This window comes from Haloarcula sp. H-hyl6, assembly GCF_056934455.1.
Map to the genome: position 1 here is coordinate 854,560 of NZ_JBRIIK010000001.1, position 19,967 is coordinate 874,526.

Below are 19,967 nucleotides of genomic sequence, written 5' to 3' on the forward strand. Positions count from 1 at the left end.
CCCGACACCGGATTCTCCGACCCCTACTTTGATGTGTGTTTACCTGAGAACACTGTGCAAACAATGCCGACGATAAGCGCGCGGCTCCCCGAGGAGGAGAAGGCCGAACTCGACGACGTAGCGGAACTGCTCTCGGAGGACCGCTCGACGACCATCCGCAAGGCTCTCCGGGAAGGGCTGGAGACCCTGCGCATCCGCGTGGCCGTCGAACGGTACCAGTCCGGCGACATCTCGGCCGCCGAGGCCGCCCAAATCGCCGACCTCTCCATCGCGGAGTGGCTGGACGTGGCCCGCGAGCGGAACCTGACCACGCAGTTACAGCTCTCGGACCTCGAACTCGACGCGGACACCGCCGCGGAGCTATGACTCGCATCTACGTCGGCCCGACCGCGCTGTACAGCCTCGGGCAGGTGGGGGAACTGGCGCTTCTGGACGCCTTCGACGGCGACGTGGTCGTCCCAGACCCCGTCATCGAGGCGGTGCCCGTCGAACCCACGGCCACCAACGTCTCGGAGTTTCTGGCGGCCAGTGACGTGGAGACGGCCGTCGACGAGGCCCACGTCGAACGCGCCCAGTCGCTCCTCGGCGAGACGGACATCGGACCCGCCGCGACGGTGCTGGCCGGCGTTCTGGCCCACCGGGACCAGTCCGACCGCTCGGCCGTCGCCGTGGTCTCGGAGGACCGCACCGTCCGCCGGACCGCGCAGGGACTCGGGGCCGAGGTGACGAGCAGTTTCGGCGTCGTCGTCCGCGCGGCCATCGAGGACAAGTACCTCAGTCCGACGCAGGCCAAACGCATCGTCCGCCGCATCGACCAGCACGGGATGCACCTGACGGGCGAGTTGCGCGAGCGAGCGGTGGGTGAGGTGGCGGAGTAGGCAGGACAGTCGCGAGCGAAGCGAGCGACTGCTTTTTAGCGTAGCTTTTTCGGCGAGCGATTCCCGCAGGCCGCCCCGCGGCCGAGGAAATCCGAGGCCGAAAAAGGTACACCGGCACGAGATGCACCTGGCGGGCGAGTTGCGCGAGCGAGCGGTGGGTGAGGTGGCGGAGTAGGTCGGTCCGACCCGGCGAGTCTCCCCGCGGTCCCACGTCGCCGATAGGTACGAAAGCGTGGGTTTAACACGCCGGGTCCCGACCCTCGGAGTATGCAGGGTAATCTTCCGCCTGAAGCACAGGAGAAGCTCGAAGAACTGCAGGACCTGCAGGAGACTGCACAGCAGGTCGCTGCCCAGAAGCAACAGGCCGAGACGAACCTTCAGGAGTCCCGCACCGCGCTGGACGAACTCGACGACGTCGACGAGGACACGACGATGTACCGCGAGGTCGGCGAACTCCTCGTGAAGACGGAGTTCGACGAGGCACAGGACGACCTCGAAGAGAAGGTCTCCAGCCTCGAAGTCCGCGTCGAGACCCTCGAGAAGCAGGAGGAGCGCGTGCAGGAGCAGTTCGAGGACCTGCAGAGCGAACTCCAGCAGATGCTCGGCGGCGGTCCGGCCGGCGGCCCCGGCGCTGGCGCGTAAGTCGATGCCGACCGACGACGAGGTCGTAGAGACGGCCGCAGACGCGGCCGAGAAGGTCGTTTTTTCGCGGTACGACGCGAACGAGGTCGACGACTTAGACGTGACCGTGACGTTCGAGGACGGCGTCCTCGACGTGGACGTCTACGTCAACGCCCCGGAGAGTCGCGTCGACGAGAAGCGGGTGGCCGACGACGCCGCACTGGCCGCTCGCTCGGCCGTCGACGACCTGTTCGCCGAGGAAAACTAGCGGCCGGCGGTCGGTACGCCGTCGCCGTCACCCGGTCCGGTCGCTCGCGAACCCGGTCCGGAACGCTATCCACCCGAGGACGCTGACGAACAGAATCGGGGGGAGAATCATGAACCCCCACAGCGGGTCGAGTCCCCACCCGAGCAACAGCACGAGGTCGAACAGGCCGATGGCGACGAACGGGGCGATATACTTGGTGGCCTGCCAGCGGTCGACGCCCTCCGTGTCGAGTGTCTCGCCGTCCTCGTCGGCCGACAGCAGGTCCTCGGTGGTCCGGTCGGCCTCCTCGGCGTGGACGGTGTCGTCCATAGAGGGACTCGGTGACGGACGAGCAAAAACACCGCGCTTGGTCGCGACGTCGGTCGCGTCAGCGGAACGGGCGAAGAATCGAGCGGATTACTGCTCGCTGTCGGTCTCGGTTTCGGTCGTCTCGGCGTCGCTAGTCGCGTCGTCGGCGTTCTCGTCGCTCTCCTCGTCGTCGGGCGTCACGTCGCTAATCCGCTCGCCGAGGGTCCCGTCGAGGTCGCCGTTCACGTGCTGGTCGATTAGCGAGTGAATCTCGCCGACGAAGTCCGGCACCTGTTCGGGGAGGTCCGCGGGCGGGCCGCGTTCGCCGTCGGGGCCGACGTCAGCGGGCGGGCCCTGCCTCTCGGCGGCCGCGCTCGCGTTCGCCGCCTCGGCCTCCGAGTCGGACTCGTTCGACTCGGTCATCGCCTCGCCGTCGTCGGCGTGGTCGTCGGGGACCGTGGCGTTCTCGTTCGCGTTCTCGTTCGCGTGTTCGTCCGCCTGTGCGCCGTCCGCGTTGTCCGAAGCCTGTGCGCCTGCCGCCGCGGGCAACGCCGCCGCCGACCCCGTGACGACGAGGACGGCCAGCAGCGCGCCGGCGAGTTTGGTGAGTTTCATCGTGCGTCGACTCCACCCGACCCTGTGGACCGACGGTACATGAAGGGGACAAGCGGAAAAGTCGGATTAACTCGATTTTTCGCTGTTTTAGCCGCCCCCAGTGTCGTTTTAACCCGGATTAAACGGGATTGAGGGGCACTCAGTCGTCCACGTCCGTCAGCGTCCGCTGGCGGCCCCGCCGGTCGCCTCGCGGGACGGGTCCGGTCCGACCGACGAGGTAGCCGTCGGCGTCGTCGGCGGCCCACGGCGGGGCGTCCTGAAGCCACACGGTGGCACCCGCCCCGCGACAGGCGCGCGCCCACTCGCGGGCCAGCGCCTTCGACTCGAACGTCCGGGCGGGCCCCTCGCGGTTGACCCACCGGCCGGCCCGCGCGCTCACCCGACGGGCGGACGGTTTCACGAGGACGCGGTAGGCGGTGTCGGCCACGGACGTCGTTCGGACGCGAGCACCGTAAAACGACCGCGGGCTAGCTTTTCATACCCGCCCGCCGAACTGTGCGGCATGGAACACGAGGCCACGGTCGAAGGAGTCGGCGTCGGCGTCAGCGAGGAGGGGGCGGGGACGCCGGTGGTGTTGCTCCGCGCCCGTGGGGAGATACTCCCGATTTTCGTCAGTTCCGACCAGGCCCAGTCGATGCAACTGGCCATCGACGGCGAACCGTTCGAGCGACCGCTCACCCACGACCTGTTGGTGGAGATGGTCGCGGAGTTCGGGAGCGCCATCGACCGGGTCCGCATCGACGACCTCGCGGACGGCACGTTCTACGCGAAGATAGACACCGAACAGTACCTCGACGACCGGCGCAAGGAGATGGTGTTCGACGCGCGCCCCTCCGACGGCATCGCCATCGCGTTGCGCGTCGACTGTCCGCTGGTCGTCTCCGACGAGGTGGTCGACGCGGCGGGCCGGTCGCCCGAGGAGTTCGACGTCGGCGACGACCCCGGACCCTGAGTGGAAAAGTTCTCGGCGCGTGAGCGCCACCACGTCGGTATGGGCTACGACGCAGTCATCTTCGACAACGACGGTGTCCTCCTGACGTTGACGAGCATGGACACCCACCGGAACGGGACGCGGGACGCCTTCGCCCGCGTCGGCGTCACGGACCCCCACCCCGACCACGTCGAGGCGATGAGCATCGGCGTGTCGGTCGACCAGTTGGAGGCCGTCTGTTCGACCTACGGCCTCGACCCCGACGACTTCTGGTCGGCCCGCGACGCCGCCATCTCCGAGGCCCAGCGCGAGGAGATGACCGCGGGCGAGAAGCGGCCGTACGACGACATCGACGCGCTCGACGACTTCGACACCCCCCTCGGCGTGGTCTCCTCGAACCAGACGGCGACCGTCGAGTTCGCCTTCGACCACTTCGGCCTCGACGGTCACTTCGAGACCGTCCACGCCCGGGAACCGACGGTGCAGAGCCTCGAACGGAAGAAGCCGCGCCCGTACTACGTCGAGCGCGCGCTCTCGGACCTCGGCGTCTCGGACGCCCTGTTCGTCGGCGACAACGAGTCCGACGTGCGTGCCGCCCACGCCGCGGGCATCGACTCGGCGTTCATCCGCCGCCCGCACCGCGTCGACACGGACCTCTCGGTGACGCCGGACTACGAGGTGTGGGGCCTCGACGGCGTGGTCGACATCGCGGAGTGAGTCGGGCGGGCACCGACCGTCGAGGTGGTACGTAACTGGAACGTATCGCTGTACAACTGACGTAGAGGCCGAAATCACACTTTCCAACCCGAGGCACGGACCGGCGTGCATGGAGAAGTCGGTCAGCGACTCGCCGGGAGAGACGAGTAGCACGGGCGGGTCACCGCGGTCGCCGAGAGCGTTTCTGGACACGCTCCTCACACGGCTTCCGGAACCGGCCGTCGTCGTCGACGTGGAACTGCTGGTGCTCGCCGCGAACGAGCGTCTCTGTGCCCTCCTCGGACGGCCGGTCGAGGCCGTCGTCGGACGGCCGCTCACAGACCTGTTCGCCGACGTGTCTCGCGGGTGCGTCGAGGCCAACTGCGACGAGGACGGGGCGTACGTCACGACGGCCTGTGCGGACGAGGAGGCCGACCGGTGGGTCGACCTCTCGTTCGAGCGCCACGACTCTGAGGGCGAGACGGTGTACCTCGGCATCGGCCACGACGTGACGGAGCGCCGCGAACGCGAGCAGACGCTCCGGGAGTACGAACAGATGGTCGAGGCCGTCGACGACGGGGTCTACACCGTCGACGAGTCCGGGACCGTCCGGACCGTCAACGAGGCGCTGACCGCGATGACCGGCCGGGACAGGGACTCGCTGGTCGGGTCCGACGCGAGTCGACTTCTCGGAGACGCGTCGGCGCTGAGGGCCGAGGACACCACGGCGACGGCGGACTTCGACGCGACCGGGAGCGGACCGGTCGCCGCAGAGAGTCGGGTCTCGACGTACGAACTCCCCGACGGGAGCGAGCGAGCGGTGGGCGTCGTCAGGGACGCCGCGGACCGAACGCAGTTCGCGAGTTCACTCGGGGCACTGCAGGACGCCACGCGGGAACTGTTCCGCGCCGAGACGGGAGCGGAGGTGGCGACCGTCGTCGCCGAGACGGCGCGGGAGGCCCCGGTACTGTCCGGCGCGACGGTGTACCTGTTCGACCGGTGTGAGAACGTTCTCCGGCCGGTGGCCACCCAGTCGCCGACGGAGGAGCGCCGCTCTACCGTCGGCCCCGACGAGGGGGTCGTCTGGGACGTCTTCGTGGACGACGAACGCGTCACGCTGGAGACGGGCGACATCTACCGGTCGCTCACGGGCTTCGGCGTGCTCCGTCTAGACGCACCGGCCGACGGCTGGACCGAACGGGGCCGAGAACTGGCAGACGTGCTCGCGAGCAACGCCGAGGCGGCTCTCGCCCGCGTCGAACGGGAGTCGGCGCTCAGAGAACGCGACGCACAGCGGCGGCAACGGAACGAGGAACTCCGCCAGTTGAAGCAGGTCAACGCCATCGTCCGGCGGGTCGACCGCGCCCTCATCGAGGCGGACACCTGCGAGGAAATCGAGCGGGCGGTCTGTGAGGAACTCGCGGCCTCGGAGTGGTTCTCGTTCGTCTGGCTCGGCCGGTCGACGGACGGTGCCGTCGAACCACGCGCTCGGGCGGGGCACTCAAGCGGCTACCTCGACGCGGTCACCCAGTCGACGGAGGGCGAGGGCGGGCCTCCGGCCGTCCAGACGGCCCGGTCGGGCGACCCGACGTGTGTCGCCGCAATCACCGACAACCTCCGACAGGAACGGTGGCGCACGGAAGCCATCTCTCGGGATTTCCAATCGGCCATCAGCGTTCCCCTCGCCGACGGCGACTTCCTCTACGGCGTGGTGACGGTGTACGCTGACCGCGCCGACCGATTCGGGGAGACGCTCGAATCGGTGTTCGCCGAACTCGGCGAGAGCATCGCGAACGCGATACGTGAGGTAGAGTCCCGACAGCGGCACCCCACGGACGGAGCCGTGGAACTCGCGCTCTCGCTCAGTGCGCCGGAGTCGTTCACGGCCCGGTTGGTCCGGCGAATCGGCGGCCCCGTCACCTGCGAGGGGACGGTTCCGGGAGACGGGTCGGCCACGCGCCTGTTCCTCCGACTCCCCGAGGAAGAGGCGGAGGACCGACAGGCCGTGATAGCGTCGATGCGCGGGGTCGACTCGGTGTCGTCCGTCGGCGAGGGTGGGTTGTTCGAGGTGGTCGTCGACAGGGAGACGGTGGTGGGGACCCTCACCGCCCACGGCGCCCGACTCGCCGAACTCCACGCGAGTCAGGACGGCATCGACGTCGTCGTGCAACTCGCCGCCGAGACTGACGTTCGTGCGTTCGTCGAGCAACTGGGGACTCGCTACCCTGACGTACAGTTGGAGGCACGGCGAGAGCGGAGCACGCACCACCCGCACCAGGCAAGCCTCCGGGCGGTCCTCGAAGAGCGACTCACCGACCGACAACTCGAAGTCCTGCGGACGGCCTACCTCAGCGGCTTCTTCGAGTGGCCCCGCGAGACCACCGGCGAGGAAGTCGCGTCGATGCTGGGCATCACGCAACCGACGGTGAACCGCCACCTTCGTGTCAGCGAACGAAAACTGCTAGAGCTGGTGTTCGAGGAGGTGTGAGCCAGTCGCTATCGACGTAGTGCGTTCGCCCGACGGCCTCAATCTGTATAGCCAGAACGCGTTTTTCACACCGGGATAATTGACCGGTAGCGGAGTGCAATCCATGACAGGGAACCAACACGTATACACACCATCACCCTCTGAGCCACTGAGCCAGACGATAGTCTTCGGTATCGCCGACGCCAAGGGCGTCGACCCGATGGATCTCGACGACTGCCTCTACGACTGCGTCGACCCGGAAGCCCTCGACGACTTGTTCGACGCGGCCGACCGCGACCGCGCCGGGACGCTCACCTTCACGATGGCGGGGTGTCGCGTCGAAATCGAGAGCGGCCGAGCAGTCGTCGTGACCCCCCAACGAGAGGAGCAGAAGGCGGCCGAGGCCACCGTTTAGGCAGTCGCTCACCGACCGTCTCGCCGTTCTATTCGACTCTCCGTCGAACCGACCGGGAGAAGCGTCGCCGTCCGTCAGTCGTCGGCGACGAGCGTCTCGTCCTCGTCGGCGACGAGGCGGTCCATCGCGTCGACCATCGCGCGCACGGAGGCGCGGGTGATGTCCGAGTCGCTGGCGGAGACGGCGACGTGGTCGTCCCCGCGGGACATCTCTATCTCGACGGTCACCATCGCGTCGGTGCCGCCGGTGATGGCGTCGACGTGGTAGTCTTCGAGCGACGCGTCGGCGGTGTGCGACAGCGCCGCCTCGGCGGCGTTCATCGCGGCGTCGACGGGCCCGGACCCGACGGCGGCCTCCTTGCGTTCCTCCCCGTCGACGGAGAGACGGACGCTCGCCGTCGGCGTGTCGGACCCCGAGACGGCGGTCAGACCGAGCAGTTCCACGCGACGGTCCTGCTCCTGTCCCGTCACCTCGTCGGCGATGGTCAGCAGGTCGGCGTCGGTGACGCGCTTGCCCCGGTCGCCGATTTCCTTGACGCGGCCGACGATTTCGGAGAGTTGGTCGTCGGTGACGGCCACGTCGTGTTCATCCAGCGCGGCCTGCACGCCGGCGCGGCCGGCGTGTTTGCCGAGCGCGAGACGGCGCTCGCGGCCCACCTTCTCCGGTGGGTACGGTTCGTACATCGCGTCGTCTTTCAGCGTGCCGTCGGTGTGGATTCCCGACTCGTGGGTGAAGGCGTTCTGGCCGACGACGGCCTTGTTCGGGGCGAGCGGGATGCCGGTCCGGTTGGCGATGAGGTCCGCGAGGTCGTACACCTCGGTCAGGTCCATCGTCTCGACGCCGTAGCCGTGGTCCAGCGCGATGGCGACCTCCTCTAGGGCGACGTTGCCGGCCCGTTCGCCGATGCCGTTGACGGTGCCGTGGACGAGGTCCGCGCCGGCGGCGATGGAGACGATAGCGTTCGTCACGGCGAGGCCGAGGTCGTCGTGGGTGTGCGTGCTGACCGGGCCCAGTTCCGAGAGGCGAGAGACGCACTCCAGCGCGCGGTCCGGCGTCGCGTGGCCGACGGTGTCGGCCCAGCAGATGCGGTCGGCCCCGGCGTCGAGTGCGGCCCCGAGCAGTTCTTCGAGGTAGTCGAGGTCGGCACGAGAGCCGTCCTCGCCGATGACCTCGACCCAGAGGTCGTGCTCTTTGGCGTACTCGACGAGTTCGACCGTCGACTGGACGTTGTCGGCCTTCGAGGTGCCGACCTTGTCCTCGATGTGACGGTCGCTGGCCGGGACCACGAGGTTGACGCCGTCGACGCCGCACTCTACCGCGAGGTCGATGTCGTTCCGGATGCCCCGGCAGAAACTCGTCACCGTCGCGTCGAGGTCCAGTTCCGCGACCCGCGAGATGGTCTCGCGCTCGCCCGGTCCGGTGCAGGCGCTGCCGGCCTCGATGACGTCGATACGCGCGGCGTCGAGTTTGCGCGCGATGTCGGCCTTGTCGTCCGGCGTCAGCGAGACACCGGGGGCCTGTTCGCCGTCGCGCAACGTCGTATCGAGAAACTGTACCTCACCGACCTCGTCGAGGGGACGCGTCGCTGGATGGTCCCCGAACAATGTGTGCTGACTCACAGAAGATTCACTTCCGTCACTCTTGGGGGCGAATTTCACACCCAGCCGCCTCGCGGCGACTTCCTCTATCCTCCGTCGGGTGTTCCGACATGGTGATGGATACTCACACGCTCACCCTTTAAAATCTGCCGGATGTTCGGCGTCCCCTCCTCGGCCCGCGCTCACGCTTCGACGACCACCGTGTCCCCCTCGGCCACGCCGTCGGCCGCCCCCGCCGGGAGTTCGAGCAGTGTGTCCGCTCGCGCCCACCCGACGCCGTACCACGGCGGAACGGTCTTGACCGCTTGCACCTCGTCGTCGGCCAGCCACAGCACGTCGATGGGGAACGGGACGAACAGCATGTGGATAGAGCGCGTGTCCACGTCGTCGAACGGAAAGACGAGCGCGTAGTCGTCGGGAATCGACCGGCGGAACATCAGCCCCCGGGCCTGTGCGAGCAGGGAGTCCGCCCGCTCGACGGTGGACGCGAGCGTCCGCGAGTGTCTATCTGGGTCGTGGACGATACGCATGCAGACAGCGTCGGTCGAGAGCGGTTTAGGTGTTCTGTCCCGGGCGGCCGTTCCTATCCGCTGAGAAACCGCGGTCCGATTCATGTTCGACGGAGAACGACGGGTTACCGATGCGTCCTCCCTCGGATACGTCACACCGCTTCGAGCCCCCACCCCCGGTGCGGGCGTCCGTCGAACAGTGGCGATGGGTCGGCACGACTGCACTCGTCTTGCCCGCGGTCCTGGTCGCCGTCGCGACCGCCCGCAGGCTGACGCGACCGGGTGTCGCCCCGTCGACACAGGCCCTCGCCGGGGTCGCGCTCGTCTGTCTCGTGGCGCCGCTGGCTGTGGGTGCCGCGTGGCTCTTTCGAGGGGAAGCGGACCCGTCCGACGTTCGGCGGGTCGTCGTCTGGGCGCTCGTCGGCTCGCTCCCGATTACGACGCTGACGCTCCTCGTCGTCGGCTACCAGCGCGCCCACGGAGTCACCCTCGCGGACCCGTTCCTCGTCAGCGGGTGGGTCTCCGGTGCGGGCGCGGTGGGCGGGCTCCTGACGGGCGTCTACGACACCCGTCGGACTCGCGAGCGACGCCGGTCCGAACGGGCCCAGAGCCGCCTCCGAGCCATCTTCGAGGCGTCGCCCGTCGCAATCGTCGCCATCGACACCGACGGCGACGTGCTGTCGTGGTCCAGCGGTGCCGAGCGACTGTTCGGCTGGAGTGCCGACGAAGTCCGCGGCACCCACTACCCGCTGGTTCCCGAGGACCGGCGCGAAGAGTTTCATCGCCACAAGGCACACGTCGACACCGGTGGCGTCATCGACGGCGTCGAGACGAAGCGCGAGCGCAAGGACGGCGCTCTCGTCGACGTTCGCCTCTGGTCGGCCCCGATTTCGGACACCGACGACAGAGTGTCGGGGCACATGATTGCCCTCGCCGACGTGACCGACCGCAAACAGCGCGAACAGCGACTCGCCGTCCTCGACAGGGTGCTCCGCCACGACATCCGCAACGCGGTCAACGTCATCGAGGGGAACGCGTCCGTCCTCCAGCAAGAGCGCCCCGACGAGTCGGACGCGGCCGACCGAATCGTCGCCCGGGCGCGACAGTTAGAGCGGATGAGCGAGAAGGCCCGCGACGTGACGGAGGTGCTCCGCGCCGACGGGACGGTCCGGCCGGTGGACGTCGTCGAAGTGTTGGACCGACAGCGCGGCCGGTTCCAGCGAGACGACGCCGAGTGTGAGTTCGTAGTGGAGACGCCGACCACGGCGACGGTGCCCGGCGACGAGCGCGTCGAAATCGCTCTCAGGGAGGCCATCCAGAACGCCGTCGAACACGGACAGCGCCAGCAGACGGCCGAGGGCACGTCGAAGGTGTTCCTCCGCGTCGAACGGGAATCCGACCACGTCGTCGTCGACGTGGCGGACACCGGTCCCGGGATTCCCGAGCGAGAGCAACGCCCGCTCAGGGCCGAGACGGAGACCAGTCTCCGGCACACCAGCGGCATCGGCCTGTGGGCGATTCACTGGCTGGTCCGGAGTCTCGGCGGCGAGGTGACAATCGCCGAACGGGACCCCAGCGGCGCCGTCGTGACTATGCGGTTCCCCCGCACTATCGACGGGGACCCACCGGTATCGCCGGGCGAACAGATTGATTAGCGTCCGTGTCCGAGCGAGCGACATGGAGAAGGCCCCGGGCGGCACGAGCGTCGGCGTCGACGACCCCTACGACCACGTCGACCGCTGCGACTTCGTCACCGACGAGGGGAAGTGTCGCTGGGCGCGCGAACACGGCCACCACGACCCGGCGTTCGCCGACGCCCGGAGCGCCGAGGAGTTCCGGTGTCCCGCGGCAGTGGGGCCGGACGGCTCCCCAGCGGGGGCCGAGTGGGACTGGCGCGACTGCCCGCACTTCCGCTGTCTGAACCGGGACCGCGAGTGCATCCGCTGTGGCCTCGAAGAGCGGCGGATGGCCCACTCCGATGAGCGGCCGTTACTGGAGGAGCATCACCTCTCGTACGACGAGACACGGGAGGGCGAGGACCTCGCGCACGAAATCACGGTGTACCTCTGCCGGTGGTGCCACTCGAAGGTCCACAACTCGTGGGCGCGCATCGACGACGACGTGAATCCCGACCCCGAAGCCATCGCCGAGAAGGAGGGCCGACGGTCGAAAGAGCAGTCGGAGATGGGCTTTCAGTCGGCGGCAGAGCGGTACGACGACGGGTGACGGGGGTCGACCGAACGACGGGGTGGGAGCGAGCGAAGCCGGAGGCCTCGCGAAGGCCACGACGCGCCCTTCGGCCCCTTTCTGACTGTACTCGGTCGCTGTGCCAGTGGTTTAGAAAGAAGCCCGTGTCGTCGCTAGCCCCGTTTCAGGGGATATATACGCACCGATGGCGTGACACTACCCAATGACTCACATCGTCGTCATCGACAACCACGGCCAGTTCACGCACTTGGAGCAACGTGCGCTCCGGGACATGGGCGTGGACGTGGAACTACTCGACAACGACACGCCGCCAGAGGACGTCGAGGCGGACGGCATCGTCCTCTCGGGCGGCCCGGACATGGACGACATCGGCAACTGCCCCGAGTACCTCGAACTGGGCGTCCCGGTGCTGGGCATCTGTCTCGGGATGCAACTCATCGCGAACGAACTCGGCGGCCGAGTCGGGAGCGGCGAGTACGGCGGCTACGCCGACGTCACCGTCGATATTCTGGACGCGGACGACCCGCTCGTCGGGTCGCTGGCTCCCGAAACCCGAGTATGGGCCAGCCACGCCGACGAGGTCAAGGAGGTGCCCGAGGGGTTCGAGCGCACCGCGACGTCGGACGTCTGCGGCGTCGAGGCGATGAGCGACACCGACCGTGACCTCTACGGCGTCCAGTGGCACCCGGAGGTCGCCCACACCGAGGAGGGCGAGGCCGTCTTCGAGAACTTCCTCGCCGTCTGCGAGCGACAGTCCGCCCCGCGACAGTAACCGACAGCAAGCGACTGGTTTTATGTATCGCCGCAGGCTGTGAGTAATAAATGACCGCGACACAGGGGAACCTCGCTAGCCTCTCCCGGTTCATCTTTCGGGCCCCCAACTGGTACGCCAGTCTCGCGTTCGCCCTGTTCATCGCCGCCGTCACCGGCGTCGCGGCGTTCGACTCGCGGTTCGTCCTCGACGACGCGTGGCAGGGCGTCTTCTTCATCGGCTTTCCCACGGCCATCGCCGGCGCGGTGACGCCGTGGGTGGACCGCCGCTTCGGCGGGCAGTTGACGCCCAACCGCGCCTCCCTGCTGGCGCTCATCTGCGAACTCGTCACCATCGGCTTCCTGATGGTCGCCGGTGTGGTGGCGCTCGTCAGCCCCACGTTCGGCCAGAACTTCGTCTTCGACGTGTTGCTGGTGGCGCTGGCCTCCATCTTCGCCTTCCGCCTGCTCATCCTGATGGCCGTCTCCCGGCACTCCCTGCTGGTGGCGGCCGTCCCGGCGAGCGTCCAGACCGTCGCCGCCGCGGGCCTGCTGGCGGTCTACAGCGGCACGACCGCGTTCATCCTCGACAACCCCGTGCTCCGGGAGATGCTGGCCCGTGCCGAGCAAGCGCCGCCGGAGATTCAGGGGTTCATCCCCGCCGACTTCGTCCTGCTGGGGGTCATCTGTGCCATCTACGCCCTCGCCGTGTGGCTGTTCCTCGTGGTCATCGACCGGCCGTGGCGCTCCTCGCTGGGCGTCTCCGCGCTGGACTTCCTTCGCGGGTTCATCGGTCACATCGCCGAGGGGTCCGACGAACTGGAGGCGTTCTTCGAGGACATCGGCGAGGAGGCCATCGTCCCGGTGACCGTCCTCTCCGTCCGCCGGCCCGACGGCGAGGAGAAGGCCCGCTTCGTCCTGCCGATGATACACCCCGGGCCGATGGGCGAAATCGGCGGTGGCAACCTCCCCAAACGGGTCGCCGCGTCCGCCGACGGCCTCGCCTTCCCGCCCCACGCCACCGCGGGCCACGACTTCAACCTCGTCACGGAGGGCGAGGTGGACAGGATACTCGAAACCGCCGACCGGGCCTTCGACGACATCGAGTACAGCACCGAGGCCACCGCCGGACAGCGCATCACCGAGGGGGAGGCGACGCTGACCGGGCAGGCCTTCGGCGGCGACGCCTTCGTCGTCACCACGTACGCGCCCGGGTGCGCCGACGACGTGGACTACTCCGTCGGCCTCTCGGCGATGTCGGAGGCCAAGTCCGGCGACATCGAGGACGTCCTCCTCGTGGACGCCCACAACTGCAACGACGGACTGGAGGGCGAGGACCTCGGCCACGTCGTCCCCGGGAGCCAGCGCTCCTTCGACATGATTTACGGGGCCGGCCGCCTCGGCGAACTCCTCTCCGAGGCCGAGACGGGGCAGTTGCGCTGTGGCGTCGCGTGGGACGAGACGCCGTGGGAACCCGAGGACGGCATCGGTCCGCTGGGCATCCGCGTCTGCGTCTTCGAGGTGAACGGCGACCGCACCGCCTACGCACTCGTCGACGGCAACAACATGGAACCCGGTCTCCGCGACCGCATTCTGGACGCCGTCGGTGGGGTCGACACCCTCGAAGTGATGACCAGCGACACGCACATCGTCAACACCGTCGAGGCCGAGAATCAGGTCGGACAGGCCATCCCCGAGGAAGACGTCGTCGCACTGGTCGCCGACCTCGTCGACCGCGCCGTCGCCGACCTCGAACCCGTCGAGGCCGGGATGGCCAGCGACCGCGCCGAGGTGACGGTGTTCGGCAACGACCGCACCGAGACGCTGGCCTCGACGGCCAACGCGATGGTGTCGCTGGGCGGGGCGCTGGCCGCCGCGTTCATCCTCGTCGTGATGGCCGTCAGCGTCCTCATCTTCCTCGTCGCCGGAGTGTGACCGCTAACTCCGGTCCTGTCTGCTCTCGCCCGTGCCAAAATTTTATATCGAGTTCCGAGGAAGATACCCGCGTATGTCCGACACGAACGGGTTCACACAGCGGAGTCTGGGCAAGAGCATCGGATTGTTCGTCGTCACGCTCGGCCTGTACGGCGTCTACTGGTTCCACGAGTTCCACAAGGAACTGAAGGCGGCGGCCGACGCCGACTACTCGCCGGCGCTCAGGACGGTGGGACTGTTCGTCCCGCTGTACAACTTCTACGTGATGTGGCAGAACTCGAAGCTCGTCGAGGAGACGCTCGGCGAGAGTGCCGGCCTGATGTTCGTCCTGTGGCTGTTCCTCGCGCCCGTCTGGTGGGTGCTCCTCCAGTCGAGCATCAACGAGGCGGCGAACTGAGCGGCGCACCCACTGTTCTTTCGAGCCCCGACGCGGCGAGCGACGGCCCCGTGGCTCCCCGTATTGTGTCGCAGAGAAACGCCGAGGAGGAGATTTGAACTCCTGAGTCCGTGAGGACAGTTGCTCTCGAAGCAACCGCCTTGGCCAGGCTAGGCTACCTCGGCTCACTCCTGAGTACCGCCGTCTGCTCTTTAGGCGTTTCGATTCGCCGGAAGGTGTGTTCTCGACACGCATATACCGGATGCGTGACACGCAGGGGTATGGACGTCACTGAGGCTAGCGACGTGACGAGTCAGGTCCTCGACGAGGTGGGGCGGGCGGTCATCGCCGACCGGGAGTTCTTCGAGACGGTGCTACTCGGCGTCGTCGGGAAGGGCCACGTACTGCTCGAAGACGTGCCCGGCACCGGCAAGACGCTGACCGCCCGGAGCGTGGCGACGGCGCTGGGACTCTCCTTCTCCCGCGTGCAGTTCACCCCCGACCTCCTGCCGGCCGACATCACCGGGACGCACGTGTTCAACGAGCAGACCCGCGAGTTCGAGTTCACCCGCGGCCCCATCTTCGCCAACGTGGTGCTGGCCGACGAAATCAACCGCGCCCCGCCCAAGACCCAGTCCGCACTGCTGGAGGCGATGGAGGAGGGGCAGGTCACCGTCGACGGCGACACCTACGCCCTGCCGGAGCCGTTCTTCGTCATCGCCACGCAGAACCCCGTCGACATGGAGGGGACGTTCGAACTCCCCGAAGCGCAGGTCGACCGCTTCCTCGCGAAGAGTTCGATGGGCTATCCCGACGACGAGGGCGAAGTGGAACTCCTCCGGCGGCGGGCGGGCCGAACCGAACAGAGCCCCAGCGTGGACCCGGTCCTCGACACCGAGCGAGTGCAGGCCCTCCAGGCGGTGCCCGAGACGGTCACCGTCGACGACGACCTGTTGGCGTACATGGCCGGCATCGCTCGCTCGACCCGCGAGGACTACCGCGTCGAAGTGGGCGTCTCCCCGCGCGGGACCCAGCGCCTCTTCGAGGGGGCTCGCGCGATGGCGACCATCGAGGGCCGGGAGTTCGTCGCCCCCGACGACGTGAAGCGGGTCGCCCAGCCGGTGCTGGCCCACCGCCTCGTCCTCACGCCGGACGCTCGGGTCGAACAGGTCGACAAGCGCGACGTTCTCGCGGACGTGCTGGGCGAAGTCCCCGTCCCGACGGTCTAGCGGAGACCGTAGACGGACAGCACCACACCGACCAACAGCAAGCCGGCGGTCACCGTGTCGACGGCCGGGACGGCCACGACCAGTCCCGACAGCGAGAGGACGCCGACGGTGAGCGCCGCCATCAGCGTTCCGCCCGCGACCCGAACCAGTTCCGCGTTCCGCGTGACCGCCTCGGAAGAGACGCCGACGTCGAGCGCGACGGCGTAGTGCCCGAAGTCCCACGCGAGCGCCGCGGCCGCCGTCCCGACGAGGAGCGCGACGATGCCGTGACCGAGTGCCCCGGCGACGACGACGGCCGCGGCGAGGCCCGCCGCACCGCCGGTCACGGCCCGCCGCTCCGACCGGAGGACGCCGCCGGTCAGCACCGCGACCCCCGCGAGCGCCACCGGTCCGCCGAGCGTCGTCCCCACCGAGAGCGCCGCGAACAGCGCCGCGACGACTGCGGCGACGCCGACCGGTCGGAGGCGAGTCACGCCGACCACTCCCCCCGCTGTCGTTCGATAGCCGCCGCGAGCGACTCGTCGTGTCGCCAGTTCACCACCGGTATCCCCCGCCGCCGGAGCGTCGAACAGCGCAACAGGCGCTCGGCCGCCCGAACGGTCCCCGCCGCCGTCGGCTGAGTGCCCGGGTCGGGGCTGATGACCGTCACCGGGTGGCCGTACGCCGCCAGATACCGCAACACGCGAACCACGTCGTCGTCCGGCAGGGGCGAACAGCAGACCACCTGCGCGGCGTTGGGCAGTTCCCGTCGGAGCCACCGGAACGTCGGGCCGACGTAGAACTCCCCCTCGGCGGGCGTCGGCCCGACGGCGTCGCTGGTCGAGAGCGTCGTCTCCAGCCGACTCCGGTGGGCGTGGCCGCCGCTGGGCGGGACGTACAGGCGCTCCGGCGAGAGCGCGGCCAGTCCGACCCGGTCCTCCGCGTCGAGTCGAGCGTCGACGACGCTGCGGACGGCGACCACCGAGCGGTCGATAGTGGTGTCCAGTTCCGGGTCCGCGGGCGCGTGGTAGGCGGCGGGACGGGCGTCGACGAGGACCGCTACCGTCGCCGACTGCTCCTCCCGAAACTCCAGCGTCGAGAGGTCGCGGGTGCTCGCGTACCGGTTCCAGTCGATGCGCGAGAGGGGGTCGCCCGGGCGGTAGTCGCGGGTGGCGTAGAAGGCGATGCCGTCTCCGCCCTCGTCGGCCGCAATACGGCCCCGGTGCTGTGTCGTCCGCGACCGGACGGGCACCGAGACACCCGCCGGGGGCAGGGCGACGGACAGCGTCTCCGCGCCGACGACGGTGGGTTCGGTCACCCGGACGGTCGAACCGGCGGCGTCCCCGAGAGCGGCGCGCGGCGGGTCGAAGTCGTGGTCGCCGCGGGTCGCCCGCACGGTGTACTCGACGGCGGCCGTCGCGCCGGGCCGCAGGGCCGTCGCCAGTTGCGGCGTCCCCTCGGTCACCGCCAGCGTGTCGGGCACGCCGTCCGCGACGCGACAGTCGAACAGCGTCCGGTCCCCCTCGTTGCGCACTCGCACCGTCACCGTCACCTCGTCGCTGTGGACCGGGGCCGTCGCGTCGATGGCCCGGTGGACCGTCAAGTCTCCCTCGGGCGTCCGGGACCCCGCGCCGACCGCGAGAGCGACGACGGCGACGGCGCTGGCCAACAGCAAGCCGGGTTGCCGAGCGAGGATACCGACGCCGACGAACGCCAGCGGAACGGCCCGAACCCCGGCCCAGCGCCCGGTCGAGACGACGCCGGTGCCGGTCTGAGAGGTCTCCGCCGAAGGTGCCTCGTCGTCCGCCGGTAGGTCGAGCATGGCTCTGAGCGCCGCCGCCGCGCGGTCCAGCCGATATCCTAGCATCGAGGCCCCCCGGAGTCTGGCGCGTGCGCCGTCGCGTAGCCGCCGGGCGCGACTCTCGCCAGCGCCGAGGGCCGCGGCCGCCGAGGGGTCGTCGGTCCACGACCCCGCGTCGACGGCGGCCGTCGCCTCGGCCTCGTCGTCACCGTCGCGGACGAGCGCCCGACGGAGGAGTTCCCGCACGTCGTCGGCGAGGCGGCGCTCGCGGACCAGACGAGAAGACGGCCCACCAAACCCGTCCGTCGCCGGCGACGGAACCGACAGGTCCCGCTCCGAGGGGTCGCCGAGGACGGCGGCGTCCCGCTCGACGTAGACGCCGCTGTAGGCGACGTAGAGGCCGACGCCGACGCCGAAGATGCCGACGAAGATGACGAACCCCGGCCGGACCGAACTCCCGAGGCCTCCGGCCAGCGCGCTCCCGACGCCGACGACGACGGCGAGTGACCCGACGGCGAGCGCCGCCCGCCGACGGTAGCTCATCGGGACCCCCCGTCGGTCCGCTCGACGTTTCGGAGGGCACGTTCGGCCCGGCGCTCGCGTTCCTCGGTCGCCGGGTGGTCGCCGTAGCGAACGCGCTCGAAGAGGTCAGTCAATGTCTCCACATCCTCGGGGTCCATCCCCGCTCGTTCGGCCGCCGCGGCGAACTCGCCGGGCGTGCTGGCTTCCGGGTTCGGCACGTCCAGCGCGTCGGCCATCTCCCGCCACGCCCGGAACACGGCGTTGTCGAGGGACGCGTCCGCCGCGATTCTGTCGGCGGCCCGTCCCGCGGCGTCAGCGACTGCTTCGGGTGCGTCCCGCGTCTTCTCACTCGACCCCTCCGTCTCCGCATCCTCGTTCGTCGTCGCCCACGTCTCGCCGTCGGTCGCTCGAAGCTCGACGAGGCAGAGCGGGACGGCGAGTGCGACCGACCCGACGGCGGCCAACAGGACGGCACCACCCGGCGCTACTCGGGTCGCCTCGGGGAGACCTGACCCCACCTGCTCCGAGAACTGCGGTGCGGTAGCGCCACTGCCGAAGTCGGTCGACGCGGCCCACAGCAACGTCAGAACGACCAACAAGCCACCCACCGCCGCGACGGCGGCATCCTCGCGGTCGTGTCGCCGGGCGAGGTAGTAACAGAGTCCGGCGTCGACGACGAACAGCGAGAGGAGGACGACCACGCTCGCCGGGGACGCTCCGTCGGTCGTGTCGGCGGGGGCCGACGCCGACACGGACCGGGCCCGCTCCGTTATCCGGTCGGCGTTCTCGACAAGTTGGGTCAGCCCCGTCCCCGGTCGTTCGGCCGTACGGGTCGTCCCGCCAGACGAGAGGTCGTCGAGCGCACCGGCCCCGACCACCAGCCCCAAGACGACGACGCCAGCGAGTCCCACCACCCTGCGCCGACTGGACATTGCTACACCAGTCATCAGCGACCGGCGATAAAATTGTTCTGTTGTTTTACTTCGTACATCGTCTTGGGAGGCGGAAAGCAAGGTCGCCGCAGGGGAGTCACGACTCCCCTCCGTAGACCCGTTCGAGGCTCCGGAGGGCCCGTTCGGCACGGCGCTCGCGTTCCTCTGTCGCCGGACGGTCGCCGTAGCGAACGCGCTCGAAGAGGTCGGTCAGCGTCGCCACGTCCTCGGGGTCCATCCCCGCTCGTTCGGCCGCCGCGGCGAACTCGCCGGGCGTGCTGGCCTCGGGGTTCGACACGTCCAGCGCGTCGGCCATCTCCCGCCACGCCCGGAACACGGCGTTGTCGAGGGGCGCGTCCGCCGCGATTCTGTCGGCGGCCCGTCCCGCGGCGTCGGCGAGTTCCGTCGGGTCCGCCGAGGACGGGTCGGCGTCGTCGGACGCCTCGCTCCCGCCGGCCGTCCACGCCTCGCTCCCGGTCCGACGGAGGAAGACGACTCCGGCGAGCGCCACCACCGCGAACGACCCGACGGCACCGACCGCCCACAGCGACTCGCTACCGGGGTGGACGGCCGTGATGCCGCCGACCGCCGACTCGTTCTCGCCGCTAGCGAAGGCGCCCGCGACGGTCGGGTTCCACCCGACCACGGCGGCGGCCAGCGTCAGCACCACCGTCGTCACGACGGCGAGGGCCGCGTCGTCCCGCCCGTACTGTCTGAGACCGTACCCCAGCGCGACGGCCGTGAACGCGAGGAGGACCGTGACGACGTACTCGCCGACGCCGGGCGACTGCTGTATCTGGACGCTCGTCGAGGGTCCCCGTTGGCCCGCGCCGACGCCGTCGCCACCGCCCGCGGTACTCGGGGCGTCGATGCTCGGTGCCCCGACGACGAGGGCGACGACGACGAGGAGGGCAGCGAGAGCGAAGGGGAGGCGGCCGGGCATGCCCGG

Annotated in this window: 23 protein-coding genes and 1 tRNA gene; 14 read left to right on the forward strand and 10 right to left on the reverse strand. The window is 69.3% G+C overall.

Annotated features, from left to right (window positions below):
• The first annotated feature begins 63 nt into the window (after nt 1-63).
• The 4 genes from Hhyl6_RS04450 (at nt 64) to Hhyl6_RS04465 (ending at nt 1,767) form a co-directional block, all read left to right on the forward strand.
• On the forward strand, nt 64-366 hold the full coding sequence (locus tag Hhyl6_RS04450; protein WP_483738018.1) for a UPF0175 family protein: 303 nt from the start codon (nt 64-66) through the stop codon (nt 364-366).
• Entirely contained in the window at nt 363-878 is a 516-nt protein-coding gene (locus Hhyl6_RS04455) for a PIN domain-containing protein (RefSeq protein ID WP_483738019.1), read from the forward strand. Before Hhyl6_RS04450 ends, Hhyl6_RS04455 begins: the two co-directional genes overlap by 4 nt.
• Nucleotides 879-1,145: 267 nt before the next feature.
• A complete protein-coding gene (locus Hhyl6_RS04460) occupies nt 1,146-1,520 on the forward strand; it encodes a prefoldin subunit beta (RefSeq protein WP_483738020.1) in 375 nt (124 codons plus the stop codon).
• A gap of 4 nt (nt 1,521-1,524) precedes the next feature.
• Complete coding sequence (locus Hhyl6_RS04465; RefSeq protein WP_483738021.1) at nt 1,525-1,767, forward strand: DUF3194 domain-containing protein; 243 nt, start codon at nt 1,525-1,527, stop codon at nt 1,765-1,767.
• Between the two features lie 27 nt (nt 1,768-1,794).
• On the opposite strand, the gene Hhyl6_RS04470 is transcribed toward Hhyl6_RS04465, so the two are convergent.
• From Hhyl6_RS04470 to Hhyl6_RS04480, 3 genes are all read right to left on the reverse strand, one after another.
• Entirely contained in the window at nt 1,795-2,076 is a 282-nt protein-coding gene (locus tag Hhyl6_RS04470) for a DUF8142 family protein (protein WP_483738022.1), read from the reverse strand.
• An 87-nt stretch (nt 2,077-2,163) separates the two neighbouring features.
• Nucleotides 2,164-2,670, reverse strand: coding sequence for a hypothetical protein (locus tag Hhyl6_RS04475; RefSeq protein WP_483738023.1), 507 nt, complete (start codon nt 2,668-2,670; stop codon nt 2,164-2,166).
• A gap of 139 nt (nt 2,671-2,809) precedes the next feature.
• Nucleotides 2,810-3,097: a DUF8081 domain-containing protein gene (locus Hhyl6_RS04480; RefSeq protein WP_483738024.1), complete on the reverse strand. Its 288-nt coding sequence runs from the start codon at nt 3,095-3,097 to the stop codon at nt 2,810-2,812.
• Between the two features lie 75 nt (nt 3,098-3,172).
• Here Hhyl6_RS04480 and Hhyl6_RS04485 point away from each other — a divergent pair, with 75 nt between their 5' ends.
• From Hhyl6_RS04485 to Hhyl6_RS04500, 4 genes are all read left to right on the forward strand, one after another.
• Nucleotides 3,173-3,622: a bifunctional nuclease family protein gene (locus tag Hhyl6_RS04485; RefSeq protein WP_483738025.1), complete on the forward strand. Its 450-nt coding sequence runs from the start codon at nt 3,173-3,175 to the stop codon at nt 3,620-3,622.
• A 39-nt stretch (nt 3,623-3,661) separates the two neighbouring features.
• On the forward strand, nt 3,662-4,318 hold the full coding sequence (locus Hhyl6_RS04490) for an HAD family hydrolase (protein WP_483738026.1): 657 nt from the start codon (nt 3,662-3,664) through the stop codon (nt 4,316-4,318).
• A 109-nt stretch (nt 4,319-4,427) separates the two neighbouring features.
• Entirely contained in the window at nt 4,428-6,785 is a 2,358-nt protein-coding gene (locus Hhyl6_RS04495) for a bacterio-opsin activator domain-containing protein (RefSeq protein ID WP_483738027.1), read from the forward strand.
• Between the two features lie 103 nt (nt 6,786-6,888).
• Nucleotides 6,889-7,179, forward strand: coding sequence for a HalOD1 output domain-containing protein (locus Hhyl6_RS04500; protein ID WP_483738028.1), 291 nt, complete (start codon nt 6,889-6,891; stop codon nt 7,177-7,179).
• Between the two features lie 74 nt (nt 7,180-7,253).
• Here Hhyl6_RS04500 and Hhyl6_RS04505 read toward each other — a convergent pair whose 3' ends face one another.
• Nucleotides 7,254-8,798, reverse strand: a complete 1,545-nt coding sequence (locus Hhyl6_RS04505) for a (R)-citramalate synthase (RefSeq protein ID WP_483738029.1) — start codon at nt 8,796-8,798, stop codon at nt 7,254-7,256.
• 161 nt (nt 8,799-8,959) lie between these two features.
• Nucleotides 8,960-9,307, reverse strand: coding sequence for a DUF192 domain-containing protein (locus Hhyl6_RS04510; RefSeq protein WP_483738030.1), 348 nt, complete (start codon nt 9,305-9,307; stop codon nt 8,960-8,962).
• 110 nt (nt 9,308-9,417) lie between these two features.
• Between Hhyl6_RS04510 and Hhyl6_RS04515 the strand changes: the two genes are divergently transcribed.
• From Hhyl6_RS04515 to Hhyl6_RS04535, 5 genes are all read left to right on the forward strand, one after another.
• On the forward strand, nt 9,418-10,941 hold the full coding sequence (locus tag Hhyl6_RS04515) for a PAS domain S-box protein (protein ID WP_483738031.1): 1,524 nt from the start codon (nt 9,418-9,420) through the stop codon (nt 10,939-10,941).
• Nucleotides 10,942-10,963: 22 nt separating this feature from the next.
• Complete coding sequence (locus Hhyl6_RS04520) at nt 10,964-11,512, forward strand: DUF7097 family protein (RefSeq protein WP_483738032.1); 549 nt, start codon at nt 10,964-10,966, stop codon at nt 11,510-11,512.
• 184 nt (nt 11,513-11,696) lie between these two features.
• Complete coding sequence (locus tag Hhyl6_RS04525) at nt 11,697-12,266, forward strand: GMP synthase subunit A (protein WP_483738033.1); 570 nt, start codon at nt 11,697-11,699, stop codon at nt 12,264-12,266.
• 50 nt (nt 12,267-12,316) lie between these two features.
• Nucleotides 12,317-14,179: a DUF2070 family protein gene (locus tag Hhyl6_RS04530; protein WP_483738034.1), complete on the forward strand. Its 1,863-nt coding sequence runs from the start codon at nt 12,317-12,319 to the stop codon at nt 14,177-14,179.
• 73 nt (nt 14,180-14,252) lie between these two features.
• Entirely contained in the window at nt 14,253-14,576 is a 324-nt protein-coding gene (locus tag Hhyl6_RS04535) for a DUF4234 domain-containing protein (protein WP_483738035.1), read from the forward strand.
• Between the two features lie 79 nt (nt 14,577-14,655).
• Here Hhyl6_RS04535 and Hhyl6_RS04540 read toward each other — a convergent pair.
• Nucleotides 14,656-14,740, reverse strand: a tRNA-Ser gene (locus Hhyl6_RS04540).
• A gap of 96 nt (nt 14,741-14,836) precedes the next feature.
• On the opposite strand from Hhyl6_RS04540, the gene Hhyl6_RS04545 reads away from it, so the two are divergent.
• The gene (locus tag Hhyl6_RS04545; protein WP_483738036.1) at nt 14,837-15,784 is read left to right on the forward strand and encodes an AAA family ATPase; all 948 of its coding nucleotides are present in this window, start codon (nt 14,837-14,839) and stop codon (nt 15,782-15,784) included.
• On the opposite strand, the gene Hhyl6_RS04550 is transcribed toward Hhyl6_RS04545, so the two are convergent.
• The 4 genes from Hhyl6_RS04550 to Hhyl6_RS04565 all read right to left on the reverse strand — a co-directional run bounded on the left by Hhyl6_RS04550 (nt 15,781) and on the right by Hhyl6_RS04565 (nt 19,961).
• Nucleotides 15,781-16,257, reverse strand: coding sequence for a DUF7519 family protein (locus Hhyl6_RS04550; RefSeq protein ID WP_483738037.1), 477 nt, complete (start codon nt 16,255-16,257; stop codon nt 15,781-15,783). The genes Hhyl6_RS04545 and Hhyl6_RS04550 overlap by 4 nt on opposite strands.
• On the reverse strand, nt 16,254-18,107 hold the full coding sequence (locus Hhyl6_RS04555) for a DUF58 domain-containing protein (protein WP_483738038.1): 1,854 nt from the start codon (nt 18,105-18,107) through the stop codon (nt 16,254-16,256). Before Hhyl6_RS04555 ends, Hhyl6_RS04550 begins: the two co-directional genes overlap by 4 nt.
• Nucleotides 18,104-19,018 (reverse strand): DUF4129 domain-containing protein, encoded by a 915-nt coding sequence (locus Hhyl6_RS04560; protein WP_483738039.1) that lies wholly within the window; start codon nt 19,016-19,018, stop codon nt 18,104-18,106. The genes Hhyl6_RS04555 and Hhyl6_RS04560 overlap by 4 nt, the downstream gene beginning before the upstream one ends.
• Before the next feature lie 97 nt (nt 19,019-19,115).
• Nucleotides 19,116-19,961 carry a DUF4129 domain-containing protein gene (locus Hhyl6_RS04565; protein ID WP_483738040.1) on the reverse strand — a complete coding sequence of 282 codons (846 nt, stop codon included), beginning with the start codon at nt 19,959-19,961 and terminating at the stop codon, nt 19,116-19,118.
• Nucleotides 19,962-19,967 lie beyond the last annotated feature (6 nt).